16 protein-coding genes and 2 pseudogenes are annotated in these 18,699 nt (G+C 54.1%); 14 read left to right on the top strand and 4 right to left on the bottom strand.

The features are described 5' to 3' along the window. Positions 1-413: 413 nt before the first annotated feature. Complete coding sequence (locus ABJD00_RS05750; protein WP_413835330.1) at positions 414-2,147, top strand: type I secretion system permease/ATPase; 1,734 nt, start codon at positions 414-416, stop codon at positions 2,145-2,147. Beyond that, positions 2,144-3,457, top strand: coding sequence for an HlyD family type I secretion periplasmic adaptor subunit (locus tag ABJD00_RS05745; protein WP_413835333.1), 1,314 nt, complete (start codon positions 2,144-2,146; stop codon positions 3,455-3,457). Before ABJD00_RS05750 ends, ABJD00_RS05745 begins: the two co-directional genes overlap by 4 nt. 415 nt (positions 3,458-3,872) lie before the next feature. On the opposite strand, the gene ABJD00_RS05740 is transcribed toward ABJD00_RS05745, so the two are convergent. The 3 genes from ABJD00_RS05740 to ABJD00_RS05730 form a co-directional block, all read right to left on the bottom strand. After that, positions 3,873-4,634: a hypothetical protein gene (locus tag ABJD00_RS05740; RefSeq protein ID WP_413835336.1), complete on the bottom strand. Its 762-nt coding sequence runs from the start codon at positions 4,632-4,634 to the stop codon at positions 3,873-3,875. A 152-nt stretch (positions 4,635-4,786) separates the two neighbouring features. Next, complete coding sequence (locus ABJD00_RS05735) at positions 4,787-5,878, bottom strand: alcohol dehydrogenase family protein (RefSeq protein WP_413835339.1); 1,092 nt, start codon at positions 5,876-5,878, stop codon at positions 4,787-4,789. Between the two features lie 428 nt (positions 5,879-6,306). Next, positions 6,307-7,026, bottom strand: coding sequence for a tetratricopeptide repeat protein (locus ABJD00_RS05730; RefSeq protein ID WP_413835342.1), 720 nt, complete (start codon positions 7,024-7,026; stop codon positions 6,307-6,309). A 171-nt stretch (positions 7,027-7,197) separates the two neighbouring features. Here ABJD00_RS05730 and ABJD00_RS05725 point away from each other — a divergent pair. The 7 genes and pseudogenes from ABJD00_RS05725 to ABJD00_RS05695 all read left to right on the top strand — a co-directional run. After that, positions 7,198-7,365: pseudogene (locus tag ABJD00_RS05725) on the top strand (TetR family transcriptional regulator); the annotation flags it as partial. A 39-nt stretch (positions 7,366-7,404) separates the two neighbouring features. Continuing rightward, positions 7,405-7,821, top strand: a complete 417-nt coding sequence (locus ABJD00_RS05720; protein ID WP_413835345.1) for a WHG domain-containing protein — start codon at positions 7,405-7,407, stop codon at positions 7,819-7,821. A 53-nt stretch (positions 7,822-7,874) separates the two neighbouring features. Further along, positions 7,875-9,257, top strand: a complete 1,383-nt coding sequence (locus tag ABJD00_RS05715; protein WP_413835348.1) for a lysophospholipid acyltransferase family protein — start codon at positions 7,875-7,877, stop codon at positions 9,255-9,257. 285 nt (positions 9,258-9,542) lie between these two features. Then, entirely contained in the window at positions 9,543-9,764 is a 222-nt protein-coding gene (locus ABJD00_RS05710) for a hypothetical protein (RefSeq protein ID WP_413835350.1), read from the top strand. Between the two features lie 624 nt (positions 9,765-10,388). Further along, positions 10,389-10,556: a hemin uptake protein HemP gene (gene hemP / locus ABJD00_RS05705; protein ID WP_413835353.1), complete on the top strand. Its 168-nt coding sequence runs from the start codon at positions 10,389-10,391 to the stop codon at positions 10,554-10,556. Positions 10,557-10,561: 5 nt separating this feature from the next. Further along, positions 10,562-11,023: a hypothetical protein gene (locus ABJD00_RS05700; protein ID WP_413835356.1), complete on the top strand. Its 462-nt coding sequence runs from the start codon at positions 10,562-10,564 to the stop codon at positions 11,021-11,023. Between the two features lie 15 nt (positions 11,024-11,038). After that, positions 11,039-11,407, top strand: a pseudogene (locus tag ABJD00_RS05695) (imelysin family protein); the annotation flags it as partial. Positions 11,408-11,526: 119 nt separating this feature from the next. On the opposite strand, the gene ABJD00_RS05690 reads toward ABJD00_RS05695, so the two are convergent. Continuing rightward, on the bottom strand, positions 11,527-12,534 hold the full coding sequence (locus ABJD00_RS05690) for a helix-turn-helix domain-containing protein (RefSeq protein ID WP_413835358.1): 1,008 nt from the start codon (positions 12,532-12,534) through the stop codon (positions 11,527-11,529). Positions 12,535-12,725: 191 nt separating this feature from the next. On the opposite strand from ABJD00_RS05690, the gene ABJD00_RS05685 reads away from it, so the two are divergent. From ABJD00_RS05685 to ABJD00_RS05665, 5 genes are all read left to right on the top strand, one after another. Next, complete coding sequence (locus ABJD00_RS05685; protein ID WP_413835361.1) at positions 12,726-14,126, top strand: amidohydrolase family protein; 1,401 nt, start codon at positions 12,726-12,728, stop codon at positions 14,124-14,126. 139 nt (positions 14,127-14,265) lie between these two features. Further along, positions 14,266-15,678: an amidohydrolase family protein gene (locus tag ABJD00_RS05680; protein WP_413835363.1), complete on the top strand. Its 1,413-nt coding sequence runs from the start codon at positions 14,266-14,268 to the stop codon at positions 15,676-15,678. A gap of 98 nt (positions 15,679-15,776) precedes the next feature. Continuing rightward, on the top strand, positions 15,777-16,553 hold the full coding sequence (locus tag ABJD00_RS05675; protein ID WP_413835365.1) for a DUF3299 domain-containing protein: 777 nt from the start codon (positions 15,777-15,779) through the stop codon (positions 16,551-16,553). Then, on the top strand, positions 16,550-17,425 hold the full coding sequence (locus ABJD00_RS05670; RefSeq protein WP_413835367.1) for a hypothetical protein: 876 nt from the start codon (positions 16,550-16,552) through the stop codon (positions 17,423-17,425). The genes ABJD00_RS05675 and ABJD00_RS05670 overlap by 4 nt, the downstream gene beginning before the upstream one ends. 7 nt (positions 17,426-17,432) lie before the next feature. Next, the gene (locus tag ABJD00_RS05665) at positions 17,433-18,617 is read left to right on the top strand and encodes a carbohydrate porin (protein ID WP_413835369.1); all 1,185 of its coding nucleotides are present in this window, start codon (positions 17,433-17,435) and stop codon (positions 18,615-18,617) included. The last annotated feature ends 82 nt before the right edge of the window (positions 18,618-18,699 follow it).

Genomic DNA, 18,699 nt, shown 5'->3' with positions numbered 1-18,699 from the left:
TTGGATTGTTTAGGGAAACCATGGCATCTTCTCGCTGCTAGTCTGGGCTATAATGCTCGCGAAGACATCCCCCTCGTAGCTGACTGTTCAACACGATTGGTTCCGTGCGCCATTGATCATCACGAAGACGTTTTCCAGACTCCGCGACTAGTTTTGGTGCGAACGCATCCGCCTCACCCGGTTTCTGCGGATCTAGGATGCAGACATCACACCAATTCTGTTTCACCGGAACCAAACTGTATCATGTATAAATTCAATGCCACTCTCACGCAGCAAGCCTTCTGCATGGCACAACGTGGCGGGGAAACTGCAATACCGCATCGGATTGCGAGACAGTATTGCGAAAACACTAGTTGCGGTTTGCTAAATGCCGCCTAGTGTAATGGGAGTTCATCTAGGAACGGTTATTCGACGTGAATATTTCGCCCCCCATTGGCTTGCCAGAATTACGGGCCGCACGCGCACAGGGCATTTGGCTCTTGTGGTCTGTTTTTCTCTTCAGCATTTTCGTTAACATTCTGATGCTGACTGGCCCCTTGTTCATGCTGCAGATCTATGACCGAGTTTTGGGGTCAAGATCCGAGGAAACGCTTGTGGCATTGTCCATACTCGTCGCCGCACTTTATGGGCTGATGGGCTGTCTTGATTATGCCCGCGGTAGGGTTTTGGCGCGGTTTGGGGCACGGTTCCAATCCAGGCTGGATGACCGGGTGTTTGATGCGGTTCTTCAACGAGCCCTTTTGCCAAGGGAGCGCGGAGCACCAGCAAATGGATTGCGGGATCTGGAAATGGTCCAGTCACTGTTCACATCGCCCGTCATGCTTGCCGTTTTTGATGTGCCATGGACGCCATTTTTTATCGCCGCGATCTTCATTTTCCACCCCGTGTTGGGCTGGTTGGCCGTCTTTGGCGGCGCGCTGCTAATCGTCATCACATTGTTGAACGCACTGCTGACGCGCAATAAGACCCTCGAGGCACAGATGGCTTCCGGGCAGGCCAATGCCTTTGCAGAGCAGGTTCGGCGCTCTGCTGAGGTGGTGCGCTCGCAAGGCATGGGGACCGCCGTCTCCGCTCGCTGGCACCTGATGCGTGACAAGGCGTTGAACGACACGGTCAAATCAAGTGACTGGACCGGTTTGTTTTCAGCAATGACAAAGACATTCCGTCTGTTCTTGCAATCGGCCATGCTGGGCGTCGGTGCATACTTGGTTTTGCAGGGTGAAATGACGGCCGGGGCAATGATAGCAGGCTCGATCCTGCTTGGTCGCGCACTGGCCCCTATCGAACAAACCATCGGCCAATGGGCGGCCGTCCAGCGCGCCCGTGCGGCGTGGTCGGCACTGGCGGATCTGCTTCGGACGACACCGCCCGAACCTGAGACGCATGCGCTTCCGACTCCTGCCGCCAACGTAATGTTCAGTGGCGTTTCAGTGATGTCACAGGGCGCCAAAGCGCCAACGATTTCGGGCGTCAGTTTCTACATCTCTGAAGGGGAGATTCTGGGCGTCATCGGCAAAAGTGGATCAGGCAAGTCAACGCTGGCCAAGTCAATTCTAGGGCTGACCCGAGTGGTATCGGGCGAGGTCCGCTTTGGGGGTGCCACGATTGATCAATACGGTGCGGACGCCTTGGGCGCTTACATCGGGTATCTGCCGCAAAACGTCGTGCTGTTTAACGGGACAATCGCTGAAAACATCGCGCGGATGGCGACGACGCCGGATGATACCAAGATCGTTGAGGCCGCAAAGCGGGCGAATGCTCACGAAATGATCCTATCTCTGCCGGATGGTTACAAGACGGTCATCATGAGCGAAGACAGTCAGTTGTCAGGCGGGCAAAAACAACGGATTGCATTGGCGAGGGCATTCTATGGCGATCCTGTGCTGCTTGTTCTGGACGAGCCAAACTCAGCGTTGGACCATGACGGGTCGATGGCGTTAAACGTTGCCGTGCGAGAGTTCAAAGCGACAAATCGGTCGGTTATTATTCTGACTCATCGCCCTTCCGCCATCACCGAATGTGACCGCCTGCTGGTCATCGAAGACGGAAAGATCAAAGCAGAAGGCCCCCGCGATGAAGTTTTGAAGTCGACGGTAAACAATGTGCGAGACATTCAGCGCACGCTGACAAAGGTATCGCAGACATGAGCACGGATGAGAGCCCCAATCGAAAATGGAAAGCAACCGGGCCCCTGTTAGTCGGCGCGGTCGCATTGGTCGTTCTCGTCGGGGTACTTGGTTATTGGAGCGTGAATGCCCGTATCGCCGGTGCTGTCATCGCGTCAGGAATGATCCAGGTCGAATCCAATCGGCAGGTTTTGCAACACCCACAGGGCGGCGTGGTCGGGGAGCTGCTTGTCAAAGACGGGGATATAGTCTCTTCCGGAGACGTCGTTCTGCGTTTCGACGACAAGCAATTGCGCTCGGAACTGGCCATTATCGAGGGGCAACTTTTTGAGCTGCTCGCACGAAAGGCGCGATTGCAAGCCGAACGCGATGGTCTGGATGCGTTGCCTGCCCCGGATCCCTTACTGGCTGAAGCGACAGCTGACCCTGACGTACAGGCACTGATTGACGGCCAAGAGAGATTGTTCGGAGCGCGCGCAGACACCTTGCGTCAAAGCGCGGAACAGATCGCCGAACAAATCGCACAGGCGGAAAACCAGATTGATGGCGCTGGCGCGCAGTTGGATGCGCTCGAAACGCAGCGAGACCTGATTGTAACAGAATTGGTGGACACTCAAAGTCTGTTTGAAAAAGGCCTGACACCTGCCTCGCGCGTTTCGGCCTTGCAGCGCGAACAAGCCCGCCTCTTGGGCGAAATTGGAAGCCTGACGGCCAACGTCGCGCAGCTGCGCGGACAAATTGCAGCACTGAATATAGAACGCATCGCACTGACGACACGCCTGCGCGAAGAGGCAATCTCGACCCTACGCGACCAGCAATTTCAGGAAGTCGAACTGGTTCAGCGCCGACTGAGTACGATTGAAACACTGTCGCGCACCGAATTGCGCGCGCCGGTCGGAGGCGTGATCTACGACTCTCGTGTCTTTGCCCTGCAAGCCGTCATTTCGCCAGCAGAACCTATCATGTATATCATTCCGCAAGATCAACCGATGATCGTGTCCGCCCGTATCGACCCGATCCACGTAGATCAGGTTCATGTGGGACAAGAGGCGTCCTTACGCTTTGCCGCCTTTGATCAACGCATGACCCCAGAAGTATTTGGCCACGTGACAAAGCTGTCCGCCGATGTCTTCACCGATCAGGCAACCGGCGTATCATATTACCAAGTGGAACTCATACCCTTGCCGGACGAGATGCAAAAACTGGGCGGCCAGACTCTGTTGCCTGGCATGCCTGTCGAGGCCTTCATCAAGACGGCTGAGCGTTCGCCCCTTAACTACCTTGCGAAACCTTTGACGGACTACTTTGCAAGGGCGTTCCGCGAGAGTTGAAGCGACTTGCAGCGACTGAAAATCGAAGCTTCAGGGCTTCCCCAGTTCCACATTCTTTCTATTCCGTCCTAAACCGGGTCCTATGTAAACAAGGCCGGAGCCGCGGGGCAAAAGAAAAGACCTGACGTAAAATACCTCAGCGAATCTACATGCCACTGGAGCAAAAAATGGATGCCGGCAGGGCCGGCATCGCAGACGTCGGTCCAAACGGAAGAGAAGCATCGCATCGTGGCAAACGTTCACGATTCAACTTCCTTTCCAATGGACTTCTCCCGACGTGTACACGTGATCGAATGCGACTGTATTCTCGTTCTTTTCAAACGATACTTAGTCGATCAAGGCGTCACCCCGGTGTCCACTTCTTTCGTGATGAATTGGGAGCGTCTTGCCGTACAACTGCCGCGTACGTTCCACACTACCCACCATCCCGCCGTTCGACATACGTAAATATGGCAACATAGCGCGGCGTTGCTCCCTCGAGCGGGGCTACTCGGTGCAGGGAATACCGCCCTTTGAACAGTTGTAGATCGCCCGGTTCGAGCTGAAGGGAGACCACTTTATCCGAGGTTCCGTCCAAGACCTTCGAAACCTCTTCGAAGTTCTCGTCCTGACCGTCACGTATCATAGGGGCATATTCAAAAGCGCCTCCGCGATCCGCGTTTTGAAGCGCAAGCGTGACTGTGAAGTTGTTAGTGTCAAAGTGCCAGGGAAACCCATTTCCTTCGGCTGCTGCGTTTACGATGACGTCGGCCAACGGGTCCGCATATCGAAAGAAACGATCTGCCGGTTCGTGAAGACAATCTCGTATAAAATCATCGAAACCATGGCTATCAAAAACGGTACGCAACACGCCATCTGATGAGAAATTGTCCGCAGGAATGAAAGCGTTAGATCGATCAAAAAACCTGCGTCTGGGGTCCTCAAGAGCGAGGTCAGGATCGTCAGCGGTGAAATATGCATTTGTTCTGGAGTAACTTCTGTGACCCTTGTCAGAAACAGCTTCAGCTTCTTCGACTGCTGCACCAACCCCGGTCGGCGTCAAAAAGCCTTTCAGAACTGCGCATCCATCCTCTTCGAGAGCCGACCGCACCTCACCGACGATTTTGGATCCCGCCAAACCTGCCGCTGCAATTGGGTACCTGTTGTAATCAATTAAGTCTGATGCAAGATTTGGCATTCGCTCATCCGTGCAGTGATGTGACTCTTCAAAATACACATCCTTCCCCGCTAGCGCGCAATTGAAATCGCGACACGATCACGTCGGTTACGCGCAAAAAGTCAAGACCGCGTTCACGTCGGTCCAAGGGTGCACTCGCGCCGGAAAGGCGATCACTCCGAAGGAACTGGAGGCGTCAGCACAAAGTTCCCAAAGTGTTTTTTCTGCAGAAATTCGGCCTGAGCCAAAGCAATGTCTCTGAGCGGAAAGGACTTTGCCAGAAGAGGAAGAATTTCCCCATGCTCAATGTAGGAAATCAAATTCGGGAAAACAGGCTCATCCCAGCCAGTGCATCCAATCAGCGTGATGTCCTTCAGATACAAGTCGCGCATGTCCAACTCGACAACGGGACCGGCAATCGCACCGGATGACACATAGCGCCCGCCAGGCTTCATCACCTTCAGCAGTTGGGGAAAGCCCGGACCAGCCACGTTATCGACGACGACATCGACGCTCTTCTCTCCAAGATTTGAGACGATATCACTGCCGCGCTCAAGGACGACATCCACACCCAGTTTGCTCAGCTGGTCTGCCTTGTCGGGGCTTGTAACACCGGCCACAGTCGCGCCCCGTCGCTTGGCGAGCTGGATCGTCGCAGAGCCGACGCCACCTGACGCGCCTGTCACCAGAACGAAATCTTTCGATCCAACATTCGCACGATGCAGCATATTTTCAGAAGTTCCATAGACACACGGAATCGTTGCCAGTTCTTCATCCGACCAATCGCATTCAACCGGGAAAACTTCCTTCGACGGCACTTTGACGTATTGCGCGAACGCGCCATCAAAGTCGGACGCCATCCAGACATTATCGGCAACGTCGTAGCCGTTAGGCCGCATGCAAGCGCGCACCAGTACACGCCTGCCCAGTAGCGCGTCATCACCGGCGTCTACTGTTTGCACAACGATACCGCAGCAATCCGTACCCTGTATCAACGGAAATGGGGTCGCCTCGTTCCACCCGCCATCGGCTTTGTGCTCCGCACGTGTTTCCTGGGTTGTGGCGGTCGAGGCGGTGTCTCCTTTCACACTGGACGAATACCATCCTAGCCGGGTGTTGATCTCTGTATTGTTAATACCCGCGGCCAGCACACGCAGCAAAACCTCCCCCGGTTCTGGCACGGGCATTGGGACCGAGCGGTATTCTAATTTGTCGTAGCCACCGTTTCCTGTAGTTACGACGGCCATCATTTCTTTTGCTCTCATGTCATTCGCCTCAGTAAACATCGTTCAAGTTCGGCGTGAGAGTAAACTACGAGACACGAAGGCAACACCTGTTCCAAGCCGTTTCCATATTCCGTCTGATCCATGCAGCGATTTGGGTCTCGGGACTGGATCTGTGGCAATTTTCAAAACCTGACAGTTCCACGAAACTGCTTTTGTCTCGCGCTAAACGTTCTACATTTAGACGAAGTGTGGCTTTGCCATATATTGCGTCCGTGTAGCCCATCAAGCCATTGAAAGATGCTTGAATGTTCCCTCTGTGAAGGAGTTGGAATTTCGACAGCGCGAGTTTCCTCAATGGTCGGAAAACACAAACTCAGTAGCAATTTTCCAATGCTCATTCTGTCCCGCATAAGGTACCCAACTGGCTGTGCACTAACGGCGGTGATGGGCAGTGCTGAACTCACGCATCAACACTCCTTGTACCCTGACGCGATGCAAATTTGAGCCCGCTCGCGGCTGTGAGTGAAAACTTCGGCCGGCGTGTCGCGCTTACGATGTTTCAATTGGGCGGTCGCATCACGAAAATCGTTGATGCTGGCAATGTGCAGCCACATGAGCTCTTGCAACGTATCATGCTCAAGACCGAACCCATTGTAATACATATAGGCCATCGAGTATTGCGCGCGGGGATATCCCTGCGTCGCGGCCAGGCGGTACCATTGCACAGCTGCTGAATGGTCCTGACGCACCCCTTTGCCGTCTCTGTACATCTCGCCCAGACTGGTTTGCGCGACAGGAAGACCTTGATCTGCAGCGCGACGATACCACCGTGCTGCTTCGGCATAATCCACCGACGAACTACAGCTGCATTCATAACTGCCGCCAAGAAAATATTGCGCCGTAGGATTGCCCCTCTCTGCCTCCTCACGCCAGATCCGGCGGGCCTCTGAGACATCGCCGGCCTGAAAAGCAAGCGATCCGCGCTGGATGGCGGCCTCGGCCCCTGCTTTCGGCTCGATGCCGTTCCCGCGCCCAGCTCCAACCGCTTCCGTACAGGCCATTACGCCTACAAACAGAACGGGCAAAAGAAAGAGTGGCCGCACACTCCTTTTGAAATTTTTGCGGACGAAGGTTAAGTGCCGGCGAGTAAAAGTCATGCTGCTCTCCAAAAATTGAACAATGTTCATTATTTTTTGCATGATTTTGAACGATGGTCAATAACATTATGGACAGCGTTCAAAAACCCTGATAAACTTTTGATCTGCAGAACTTGAATCCATCGGAAAAACCTTTCAGGACCATAGTCGGCTTATACGGCGCGAACGCTGTCTTCCGGCTTGCAAAACGGGATGTGAACACTGGCCAGACGATCAGATCATACACGCGAAGAGCTGACTGAACTCATACTGGAGGCTAGTGAGAAGATCATCGCCACAAAAGGGCTTCGAGAACTGACGGCGCGCCAAATCGGGGTAGCCATCGGGTATTCCGCAGGCTCGGTCTACAACGTCTTTCGCAACCTCGACGACCTTATTTCGCAAATCAACGCCCGCACACTGCGCGCCTTGGAAACCGAAATTGCAGAAATTCAGGAAACCGGGGATGTCCATGCGGATGCCAAATCTGTTTTGCAGGTCTATTCCCGATTTCAGGCTGAACACTCAAAGCTTTGGGCTGCGAACAATGTGCACGCAATGCGTCAGGATATTGAACAAGCTCAAAGTTATGGCGACGCCCTCGAAGCGGTTGTCGATTGTGTCGTACGGATCGTTTCGCCCGGCCTTCCAAACCGAAGCGAGAAAGAAGTCAGAAAGTCGGTCCGGGTCCTCTGGGCTTCCCTGCTTGGCATCGCGTCGGTTCCTGCTTCTGCGCGATTCCTCAAAGAAGGAGGCTATAGTGTGGACCTGATGGCTGAGGATCTGGTCGAACACTACCTTCGTGGCCTTATCGCCGCGCAGGACGACTCAAAACCTCATCAATGACCCATAGCGCCCAGCCAGAGCCGCGGATTGGGGGTGACCCGCCGCGGCCCTTTATGGACTCACTTTTGCGCGGTTTGGGCAGGCTCGTTTTGCAAGCCTATTATCGCCAGATCGAAGTGACGGGTTCAAATCACCTTCCAGAATCCGGGCCGGTCATAGTTGTCGCCAACCACTTCAACAGCCTTGTCGATGGAGTGGTCATCACCTCGTTTTTGCCACGAATGCCAAGGTTTCTTGCTGCGAGTACGATATGGGACTTTACCCCGATCAGGCCAATTCTGAATGCGGCGGGTGTAGTGCCGCTGTTCCGGGCACAGGATGGGCGCAAGGTAAAAGGTTCTCTGCCGGCGACATTTGCCAAAGCCGCTGAATTGCTTCGGTCTGGAGGTGTTCTGGCCATCTTTCCCGAGGGCAAAAGCCACAATGAGCCCAGTCTTCTGCCATTGAAAACAGGCACAGCTCGGATTGCTCTTGAGGCGGATTCAACGACGGATCTGCTTTGCGTACAGATTGTTCCGGTCGCCCTTACATTTGAGGCCAAGAACAGATTCCGCTCCCGAACACTTGTCGAAATCGGACCACCGATTACCGCAAGTCCAGAACAGATCGAAGCCTATTATTCGAAGAATCCTGCAGTTCGGTCCGGGGCAGTAAAGCAACTGACCTCGCAAATCAGCGAATGCCTGCAGGCTTTAGCACCTCGGCATGAGACATGGGACGAGGCCCGCCTGATTGGTCGAGCTGCAGAAATAATTAGCCAGCCGGGCCCGAACGATGCTCAGCACGATGGCTGGGCGACTTTGAACACCACCCGGAGAGATCTGAGCCGGGGCTATGCAGTTGTGCGCGAAACTCACCCGGAACAAACCGCGGCGCTAGGCCAAGATCTTGCGGAGTATGACAACCTGCTCCGGGCAACCGCCTTACGCGATGGTCAGGTCGTGAACACTCCGCCTGCAAGTGTGGCACCGTTTATTGCAAAAGCATCAGTGCGCTTTCTTTTCGGCTTGCCCATAGTCTTCATCGGTTTTGTTCTGAACTGGCCACCTTACCGGGTCTTGCTGGCATTGAGCCATTGGAGGGATCTGGACAAACGATCAACGTGGTCGATCTTTGCGGGGTTTTTTCTTTTCCCCATATTTTGGACAGTTGCAGCCATTATCTCGGGATATATAGGCGCCAATCTTTGGGGTGGGTCTGCTTTTTGGATCAGCAGCTTTTCAGTATTGATTGCTGGCCCGGTGTCGGGGAAGTTGATGCTCGGATATCTCGACCTTTATTCAGAGACTTTGGCCGAAGCCCGCGCCTGGACGCGATTGCGGGGAGCCAACAATCTGAGCGATAGCCTGATTGAAAAACGAAGGGTCATACTAGAGAAGCTTCGCGCTTTAGTGGAAGCCTATCGCGCAGACGAAGCACTCCAAGAGCCTGACTAGAGTTTTTGCCCGCGTCGATGCGAAGAAGTGCTATGCGGCGCCGCCAAGCGCTGCACCGTACTGGTCCCCTTTTTTCTTTGCACCGCTTCGATTCTCTCAACGGGCTCCTCACATGTGCAGCGCTCGACTTTCTAGACGAGTCCCTCGGTCCAACCGACCATTGCAAGGCCCCCAATAACACTCAAGTAGTTGATTAATATGCATTTCACTCAAATTTCATAAATTTTTGATCATCGTTCAATAAAGTGCAAATAAATGAACATCGTTCAATTAATGGAGAAACCCATGTCTATTCAAACTCAAACCTTTTCCAAAACTCGCAATGCCATTCGGTCCACGCCGAAGGCCGTTTTGCTCATGTCAGCCCTTTGTTTTGGGCCCATTGCATGCACCGCCCCAGATATTCCCGGCGTATCGTCTGCCGCTAAAAGCCTGTCGCTCGCCGTCGGAGATGCTGTCGATCTGCGCAATCTCAATGGTTTGGCCCCAAGCGTTCCCGGTCTGTAAAGCACCCCACACAAGAACGGCTCCCAGTGAAGAAGAACGAACCGCCGAAGATTGAGGCTCAAACACTAAGGAATTTGCGAAATGTCTGATATCTCCATACGGAAACGGATTTGGGGGTGGTTCTTCTTTGACTGGGTTCGCCAGCCTTACTACGCAGACAGCGAAATTGACGTGCCCACAAAGTAGGCCCCTCCAGGGAAGCAAGACCCAGAAATTGGCACCACGCTTCAAGAAGTAGGTGACAGCAACGTCCCATCATACAGAACTTGGGCGTAAGTGGCCGGGAAGTTAGATTTAGTCTCTGGATAGCGAATACTGGATGAGGCCTGACCAACTGGGAATAGCTCGCAAGTCGAGCCCCCATTTCCTGACTAAATTTGTCGGATTGACATATCCGACTTTTTCACTCAACCTTAACCAACAAGCCAGCCCCCGAATCTGAGGCGAGCCAAGCACCCAAAACGCACAAGGGACTGGGTAGATGAAACTCGCCTGCGAAAACGCCAAAAATACTGATCCAAACTGGAGAGATGTCTTGTCCAGTTCCTTTGAGATGGGCCTTCCAACTCTCTTCAACTTCGAATGGATTATCGACAGAACCGAGCGCGACGAATGTAGCGGGCTATGGTGGTGAACGTCGCCCGAGAAACCACGGACCGCCCCAAGGATACACTGCCGGTCTATGAAGCGAGTGACCTCACAAACGGCGGTGACCTCGCCCGGATCAAACTTAAGGATCAGCTTTACACACTCCGCATTACTCGTGCGGGCAAGCTGATACTTACGAAATGAACGCCATGTCCCCCCCAAATCGCGGCGGTGCCCCTGTCGGATACATCACAGAGCTTGGGCCAGTCGAAGCTGGTGCAGTTTTTTACCTGCGCCTTTGGTGCGATGGACCCGATGCGCAAGCCCAAGTGTGGAATGACTTTGCAACCGCCCTCGGCGCGGAAAAAGGGCGCAAAGTCCTAAAGTCTTTCGAGACACTCTGTGATTTGTGCGTGCGGCATGGGCGCCGCCCCCTGATGCGGCACCACGTGACATGCAAATGCCTCGGGGCAGATGAATCATGTTTTGCCAATTTCGTTGGATATGCCAGCGACGGCGAACGCGAAGACGCGATGCTTATCGCCATAAACATCGTGCGCCCGGACATTGCGCCGGTTCTTGTCAGCGTCGCGCAAGACTTCGGCTTTGCTCTCAAACAGATGGCAATCAAAGCCAGCCGCCCCATCACAAAACCCAAAACCCTTCACTAACAAGGACAGTCCCTGATGAAAGCCCTCACCCTTGCCACAAGTGCCCTGGCGCTCAGCGTCGGCACCGCAGCCATGGCCGCTGGACCAGCAACCAATGCGGCGGTGCTCGATACCTACGCGGACATTGCCGCCGCGAATTACACCGACAGCCTGGTCACGGCTCAGCGGCTGTCGGCGGCGGTTGATACGCTGATTTCCGACCCGTCGGCAGAAGCGCTCGAAGCCGCCAAAGCCGCCTGGTTGGCAGCACGCGTGCCATACCAGCAATCCGAGGTGTTCCGTTTTGGCCACGCCATCGTCGATGACTGGGAAGGCAAGGTGAATGCCTGGCCGCTCGATGAGGGCCTGATAGACTACGTAGACGCCTCGTACGGCGGGCCAACCGTTTGATCGCAACTTGAGACAAGCCGGAACGCTGCTTCTTTGGCCAAAAGCATGCCTATTTGCAAGTTAAGTGCGTCTGGTTATTGCTCAATGCGCACCGTTGCGACGGCGCATTGGCATCAATCTTCGCTGTGAGACTTTCGATGCTGCGCGCGATACTTGGAAGGCGATGTCCCGGCAACTTTTGCAAACGCGCGGGAAAAATTGGATGGGTCCGAATACCCAAGATCAAAGGCGATCTCCTCAGCGCTGCGATTGGATTTCTCCAATGCATTCCGAGCGTATTCAATTTTCGCGGCCAACACTTCTTTCGTTGTTGTTGTGCCAAATTTTGCAAGCCGCCGAGACAGCGTTCTGGTGTTCAAATGAACCAATTGGGCGGCTTGTTCAGCACTTATGCCACCCATCGGAACTTGCTGGCGCAACAGCGTACGAAAACTCGCCAAAAAGCTTGAATCGGAAACTTTATGCTGAATGGTCTCTGGTTTCTTAGTTGATGGATGTGTGGAAAGCGGGGTATTTAACCACTCCGACGGAAACTGGATCTTTGAGCCCATTTCATCGCCTTTTAAGACCTGAAAACGCGTCATCGGCTTCGGTAGAACGCTTGGATCGCTCACAACAAGCGAAACATTGGTGCCATCCAACTGCTCCCCCACAGCAATTTCGATCATTGAAAGCTTTAGACTGATCATGAACCCGTCGTTTTGAGCCGGTAAGACCAGAGGTTTGAACCTTCGGCGCTCCCCAAACACAGCCATGTCACCTCTGATATCCAAGAATGGCGTCACTGAGGACGCCACTTGCGAGGCAAGCGTCACATAAATGGTGAGCAATTCGCCAAGAGTTCTCGCGTCAGCCATCGCTTTTTGAATCATCGGCCAGCCTGTTGTGTCCAGACTGGTGCCTACCGTGGCGCAAAATGACTTGTCATTGGCGAAAGTGGCACAGTTTTCAAGGAATTGGTGGATGACCATCACATGCACCGTCGACCCCGGCTGCTCGACCGCAGACACCGTCAGACCGACGCTTTCGAGAACGGTTTCCGGATCAATGCCCCGCGCAGTCAGGGCAGTCAGAATTGGCGCAATGAGTTGCAATTGAACCAGAGGAAGCGAGTCGGACACTTGTTACAAAACTCCGTTGATGGGCAACTTGAGCAGCGACCTTGTCTTCAGGTCAATAAAAACTTCTCAAAATCGATCATAAGGCGTCACATTGTTTAATGGATGTCTGAAAATGACCGGAAGATTTGAGGTTTATGTGTTTAAATTGGGCATCCGTCTTTAGAGACAAATGACTAACCGGGGGTTTTCACATGAAAAACAGCATCTTTCTTGCTGGCGTAGTCGCCAGCTTTGTACTGGCGTTCGCGCCGCAGTCGGGCATGGCGCAAGACGATGAAGCCTTGCCGCAAACGCTTTTCATCAACGTGAATGTCTTTGACGGCACCAGCGATACTCTTGCAATGAATCAACGTGTTCTGGTCGAAGGCAATCTCATCAAGACAATCGGAGACGAAACTCTGAAAGCCGCCAGTGGCGCCACTGTTGTTGATGGCGGTGGCCGGACGTTGACCCCCGGATTTATCGACAATCACGTGCACCTGATGCTGCCGGGTCCGACGCTGCCTTCGATGGAAGCGAACAGCACTTGGGAAGACCTCGCCATTGCGGGCGTCGCTTCGGCCGAGATGTATCTCATGCAAGGTTTCACTACAGTGCGGGACGCCGGTGGCCAGAATGGTGGCTTGCAACGCGCAATTAACGCGGGAACGGTTGTCGGACCACGCATTTATCCGTCCGGCGCGTTCCTTGGGTCCCGCGGCGGGCATGCAGATTTTGCCAACTATACCGCTCCCGTCGGCGCACAGTCCAACTTCAGCCGCCTGAATATGGCGCAGGAAGTCGACAATGCAGCCGACATGCATAAATACGGCCGCAACAATTTCCGCATGGGTGCGAGCCAGCTAAAATACATGCAATCAGGTGGCGTCGTGTCTGCCTTTGATCCATGGCAACTACTCGCTGGATCGCAGTCCGAGCTTGATGCCGTTGTACAAGTCGCAAGTGAATACGGTAGCTATGTGATGGCGCACTCATATCGAAAAGAAGCGATCATGAATGCCTTGGAATCCGGTGTGATGTCGATTGAGCATGGCTTCGAATTTGATTGCGAGATCTCCGCATTGATGGAAGAAAAAGGCGCATACATCACGACGAATTTGACCGCCTTCGATCCCAACCTGTTCGATATTCCAGCAATCCGCGACGTTCCGGCCAGCTTGCGAAAAGCGCAATCGGCGACCGCTGCCTTTGGTGCATATCTCGACAACATGCGTGAATGCCCAGCGAAACGTGGCCACCATACAGACTGCGTGGGAACTGTTGATGCCTGTAACATCCAGATTGCGTATGAAAAGAATCTCGCAAACGAGTTCTTTGGCGCTTACACCTCTCTGGTTGCTTTGACGTCAGTCGGCGGAGAGATTGCCGCGTTGACTGGCGATTTCATGAACCCGTATCCGGAAGGCAAGCTCGGCGTGATCGAAGAAGGAGCCTACGCGGATATTTTGCTGATTGACGGCAACCCGCTCGAAGACTTCTCGGTTGTCGGCACCGGAGACAAATGGTTCGGCGCAGACCCCCGCCCCGACAGCCCGGAAACCATCCTTATCATCATGAAGGACGGCGTGATTTACAAAAACACGCTGAACTGATGAAACTGTGGGGCGGTTCAATACCTCGTCCGTCCCGCACATTTTCCGCACAGGTTTCAGAATTACCAAAAGTTCCGAAAATTCTGTGGTTTAATAAGGCAGCATTCTAGAGGGACAAATGACTAAACGGGAGTTTCACATGAAAAATAGTAGCTTCATCGCTGGCGCGGTTGCCAGCCTTGTACTGGCGTTCGCGCCCCACACGGGTGCCGCACAGGAAGGTGACTCTCCGCGTCAGGTTTTGTTCACCAACGTCAACATCTTCAATGGCGTTGATGGCGAGCTGATGGAAAACGGTTCAGTGCTGGTTGAGGGTAACCTGATCAAGACTGTATCTGCTGAAACAATTGACGCGCCAGATGCATTTACCGTTGATGGTGAAGGGCGCACCCTGATGCCTGGCCTGATTGATATGCACTCGCATCTCTGTCTGCGCGACGGCATTCCCTGGGCCCGCACTGACTATGATCAGATGCTGGCAGGAGCCTACACGGCGCACGTCCTGCTCGAATACCTTGATCAGGGGTTCACCACGGCGCGGGACACTGGGTGCAACGTGCTGGGGGTCGCCAAGGGCGTGAACAATGGCATTATTCCTGGGCCGCGCATCTTTCCCAGTGGCGGCGTCCTTAGCCAGACCGGCGGGCACGGCGACATCGGTTTCTTTAATGACCGCCCCGGCGACGTGGACGCTCTCGAGAGAAATGGTTGGGGCTATATCGTGGATGGGGTGACTGAGGCGCGGCGGGCGGCTCGGCACAATTTCCGCGGGGGGGCCACGCAGATCAAGGTCATGGCCGGCGGCGGCGTGGCGAGTGAATTTGATCCACTTCACATGACGCAAATGTCTGTTGAAGAAATGGAGGCCATTGTCGAAGTCGCAAAAGACTATGGCAGCTATGTTACGGTGCATGCCTATCACGATCGGTCCGTCAACCGGGCGATCGACGCTGGTGTTCGAACAATCGAACACAATTTCCTCGTTTCGGAAGACACCATCATTCGGATGAAGGAAGAGGGCGTTGCCCTTTCAGTTCAGGCAGTTATGTCTTTGCAAGCATTCGGCGATCCTGAAAGCATCACCTTCTTCAGCGCCGATCAAAAGGCTAAAGCGACGCAGGTGAACACTGGCGCTAGACAGATGATGGAATGGGCCGTGAAGCACGACCTGATCATGGTGACTGGTGGTGATATGTTTGGCCCTGATGTCGTGCGCCAGGCCGACAACATCATCTGGTTCAATGATGAAATTGCCAAAAATCCTCACCTGTCACTCAAGACAGCGACGGGCAACGCGGGCGAAGTTCTGACCTGGTCGGGAGGCATGAATCCCTACAAGGAAGGCACCTTGGGTACAATCACCGAAGGCGGCTATGCCGACATCATCCTGATCGACGGAAATCCACTTGAGGATATCCACGCCCTAAAACGCGACAGCGTCGATTTCGTGATGAAAGACGGCCTTGTCTACAAGAACTGGCTTCCAACCGAAGGCGCACCTGCCTTCCAGCCCGCCGGGCCTGCCCGTGACGAATACCTGGGCAATCTCTAAGTCACTACGGTCCAGCGGGTTATCTCGCTGGGCCTCGCGTGGGGCGGTTTGATACCTCGGCCGCCCCACACACTTCTTTGAACAAGGGTCAGATCGAAATGAGCATTGTGTCCAGCGCCATTCGGATAGTCGCCGCCCTCGCGATTTCCACCACATTGGCGTCAGCAACTGAAAATCAGCCGGTGAATTGGGGCGATTTGATCGACCAATCCGCCCTAACGTTTGAGGACCCTTTCAAAGACCTCAGTTACGAACAGATTTTCGATGTAAGAACAGTTTTCCAAAGCCGAGCAGAATTGGAAAACTCTTCTATAACTAACGACGCTCGCGCAGGCACTGAACGCGCCCTGAACGAAGCGCTTGCGCGTCTGGACGAGGCGGACCTTGATGCCGATTGGCTGATCTCGCAGCGCTGGATTGTCGCCGAACGGCGCGAAAAGGCAGCAACCGCGGCCAACCCGGAGCTTGATGGGAAAACCGTGACATTGGCAGGTTTTGCCATACCGGCGCCACAAGAAGACGACGGGACGCGGATTGTCTATCTCGTGCCAGAACGGGGCATGTGCAGCCATATGCCGCCACCAAACGCCAACCAGATGGTACGTGCGGTGGTCCATGGTGACTGGAGCCCAAAAACGTTGCACGAACCTGTGCGACTGACAGGAAAACTGAGCATCGAAGAGACGCAGCAGAGTTTCCACATTGTCGATGGTTCGGTGCAAATGAACGCCAGCTATGTCCTTGACGTTACTCAGGTCGAAACGACCGAAGACATGCGGAAAAGCCAACAGGCGAATGACTGGGCGACATCCCACGCCGAACGTCTGCGCGCAACTGGGAAGCTCTATGGTCCGAAACAAGGAGTTTCGGAATGAGACACCTCATCGCGACCGCCTTGCCGCTGATGCTGGCAACACCAGCCTTTGCGCAGGTGGGCCCAAACATTGATGATCTTGCAAAAGAGCTTTCAAATCCGGGGGCTGCAAACGCGACCCTGAATTTCAAGCTGGAGTACCGCACCTTTGACGGTGATCTGCCCGGTGCAGATGATCAGGACAGTTTGACAGCGACATTCCAACCCGTCTTTCCGTTCATATTGGAGAACGGAAACAACCTGATCATCCGTCCGGCATTTTCGTATGTCTTGGATCAACCGATTGCCTCGCCTACTGGGTTCTCGGATCTAAGCCAATTCGGCGATATCCCGTATGATCTGCTGTATTCTTGGAACAACAATGGCTGGACCTTTGGGGCCGGTTTGGTTGGTTTGATCCCAACCGGCAGTGGCATTTCGTCAGATAACTGGCTGCTGGGCCCAAGTGCGCTGGCAGTAAAGACTCAAGACTGGGGCGTCTGGGGCTTCTTTCCCTTTCACAACGAAAAAGTCGGTGGAAGCGGGCCTGATGTGTCCATCACTTCGCTTCAGTATTTCTTGTTCTACGGGCTGGGCAACGGATGGCAAATCGGAACCGGGCCCACGATTACCTACGATTGGAACGCGGACAGTGATGACGCCTGGACAGTTCCATTCGGCATTCAAGTCGCCAAAACAACGGCGATTGGGAACCAGCTGATTAAACTGAACGCAGGCATCGAGAAAAACGTCATAGCCCCTGATGCCTTTGCTTCGGACTGGAAATACACGTTCACGTTCAGCCCTGTCATAAGCAACCCGTTTCAACCCAATCCACCGTCACCACCCGTGGACGAGGTCACACGCGCCGCGGTTCTGGCGCCCATCAGATAAGGTTCACATGCTCTGCAGATCGCTCTCCGCCGCTTCAGTTCTCATCTGTCTTGCGTGTTCTGCATTTGCTCAGGGCCTTGGCGGACCATCTTCGGTCGAGGCAGATTTGCAACCCGGCGACGGTCTGACTGATCCGCAGTTCCGGTCGGACTTTCCGGTGAACGTCGCGCCGAGCTATTTTGAGTGGAAGGAAGGCCTTGCAGAACAAGGTTTTCGCTTCAATTTGGACTATTTGGCGTTGGGTCAGACAACGAACTCTGATTTGGGCGAAGGAAACGCGTCGGGCGGGATTTTCCGACTCTATGGGTCCTGGCAGGCGACCGATCGCGGAAGTCTGACATTCAAACTGGAAGATCGGCACGCTTACGGAGACGTGGCGCCTCAAAACTTAGGGTTTGATGCGGGCGCGCTGTCAATCACTGGCACAGCTTTCAATGACAATGGTACGCTTCTGACCAACCTGTTCTGGACCCAGCGTGCGGCAGATGGCTCATGGACGCTACAATTCGGCATTCTGGATGTAACGGACTTTCTGGACATCTATGGGTTGGTAAGCCCCTACACCGCCTTCCAAAACCTGGCCTTCAACACGAACCCCACGATCAACGCACCAAACCCGGGCTTTGGGATTGCGGGGGGCGTTAAACTGGGAGCGAACTACTATTTGACGGCTTCGGTTGCCGATGCAAACGCTGACCCCTCCAGTCCTGACCTGGATGTCTTCTCTGACGGCGAACTCTTCAAGAGTGTGGAAATTGGCTATACTAGCGGGTTTGATCGCATCTATTTCGACAACATTCACTTCACATTCTGGCATGCGGACGCGGCGGATGACGGCAGCCGCCTCGAAGATTATGGTGCCAGCTTTTCGGCGGCATGGTTTGTAGGGAACAAGTGGATGCCATTCTTTCGTGCTGGTGCGTCCAAGGGTCGGGCAGCGCTTTATGAAAAATCGGTGTCGATGGGTCTTGGGTACTTCGCCCGGAACACAGATTTGGCAGGGATCGGATTTAATTGGGCGGAAGCAAACGGTATCTCCGGCGACCAGAAAACCATTGAGGCGTTTTACAGGTTCTCCATTTCACCCAATCTACAGATCACACCTTCGATTCAGTACATCATAGATCCGCTGTTGGCCGCTGATAAATCGAGCCTCACGGTATTTGGGCTGCGCGCGCGGATTGTCTTCTAGTTCAACCATTCGCATTGGCCGTTTCAAAGAGAACCCGCCGTCACTTCCGACGACTTTGATCGATTGCCTTCGGCTCTGAGCT

The organism is Tateyamaria sp., from assembly GCF_039945315.1.
Classification (GTDB): domain Bacteria; phylum Pseudomonadota; class Alphaproteobacteria; order Rhodobacterales; family Rhodobacteraceae; genus Tateyamaria.
This window is presented reverse-complemented; position numbering and strand designations above follow the sequence as displayed.

What these genes read in the sequence shown, in the direction of transcription:
- ABJD00_RS05745 (WP_413835333.1), top strand. Translation starts at nt 2,144, where the DNA reads ATGAGCACGGATGAGAGCCCCAATCGAAAATGGAAAGCAACCGGGCCC.
- ABJD00_RS05740 (WP_413835336.1), bottom strand. Translation starts at nt 4,634, where the DNA reads ATGCCAAATCTTGCATCAGACTTAATTGATTACAACAGGTACCCAATT.
- ABJD00_RS05735 (WP_413835339.1), bottom strand. Translation starts at nt 5,878, where the DNA reads ATGAGAGCAAAAGAAATGATGGCCGTCGTAACTACAGGAAACGGTGGC.
- ABJD00_RS05730 (WP_413835342.1), bottom strand. Translation starts at nt 7,026, where the DNA reads ATGAACATTGTTCAATTTTTGGAGAGCAGCATGACTTTTACTCGCCGG.
- ABJD00_RS05715 (WP_413835348.1), top strand. Translation starts at nt 7,875, where the DNA reads ATGGACTCACTTTTGCGCGGTTTGGGCAGGCTCGTTTTGCAAGCCTAT.
- ABJD00_RS05710 (WP_413835350.1), top strand. Translation starts at nt 9,543, where the DNA reads ATGTCTATTCAAACTCAAACCTTTTCCAAAACTCGCAATGCCATTCGG.
- hemP (WP_413835353.1), top strand. Translation starts at nt 10,389, where the DNA reads ATGGTGGTGAACGTCGCCCGAGAAACCACGGACCGCCCCAAGGATACA.
- ABJD00_RS05700 (WP_413835356.1), top strand. Translation starts at nt 10,562, where the DNA reads ATGTCCCCCCCAAATCGCGGCGGTGCCCCTGTCGGATACATCACAGAG.
- ABJD00_RS05685 (WP_413835361.1), top strand. Translation starts at nt 12,726, where the DNA reads ATGAAAAACAGCATCTTTCTTGCTGGCGTAGTCGCCAGCTTTGTACTG.
- ABJD00_RS05680 (WP_413835363.1), top strand. Translation starts at nt 14,266, where the DNA reads ATGAAAAATAGTAGCTTCATCGCTGGCGCGGTTGCCAGCCTTGTACTG.
- ABJD00_RS05675 (WP_413835365.1), top strand. Translation starts at nt 15,777, where the DNA reads ATGAGCATTGTGTCCAGCGCCATTCGGATAGTCGCCGCCCTCGCGATT.
- ABJD00_RS05670 (WP_413835367.1), top strand. Translation starts at nt 16,550, where the DNA reads ATGAGACACCTCATCGCGACCGCCTTGCCGCTGATGCTGGCAACACCA.
- ABJD00_RS05665 (WP_413835369.1), top strand. Translation starts at nt 17,433, where the DNA reads ATGCTCTGCAGATCGCTCTCCGCCGCTTCAGTTCTCATCTGTCTTGCG.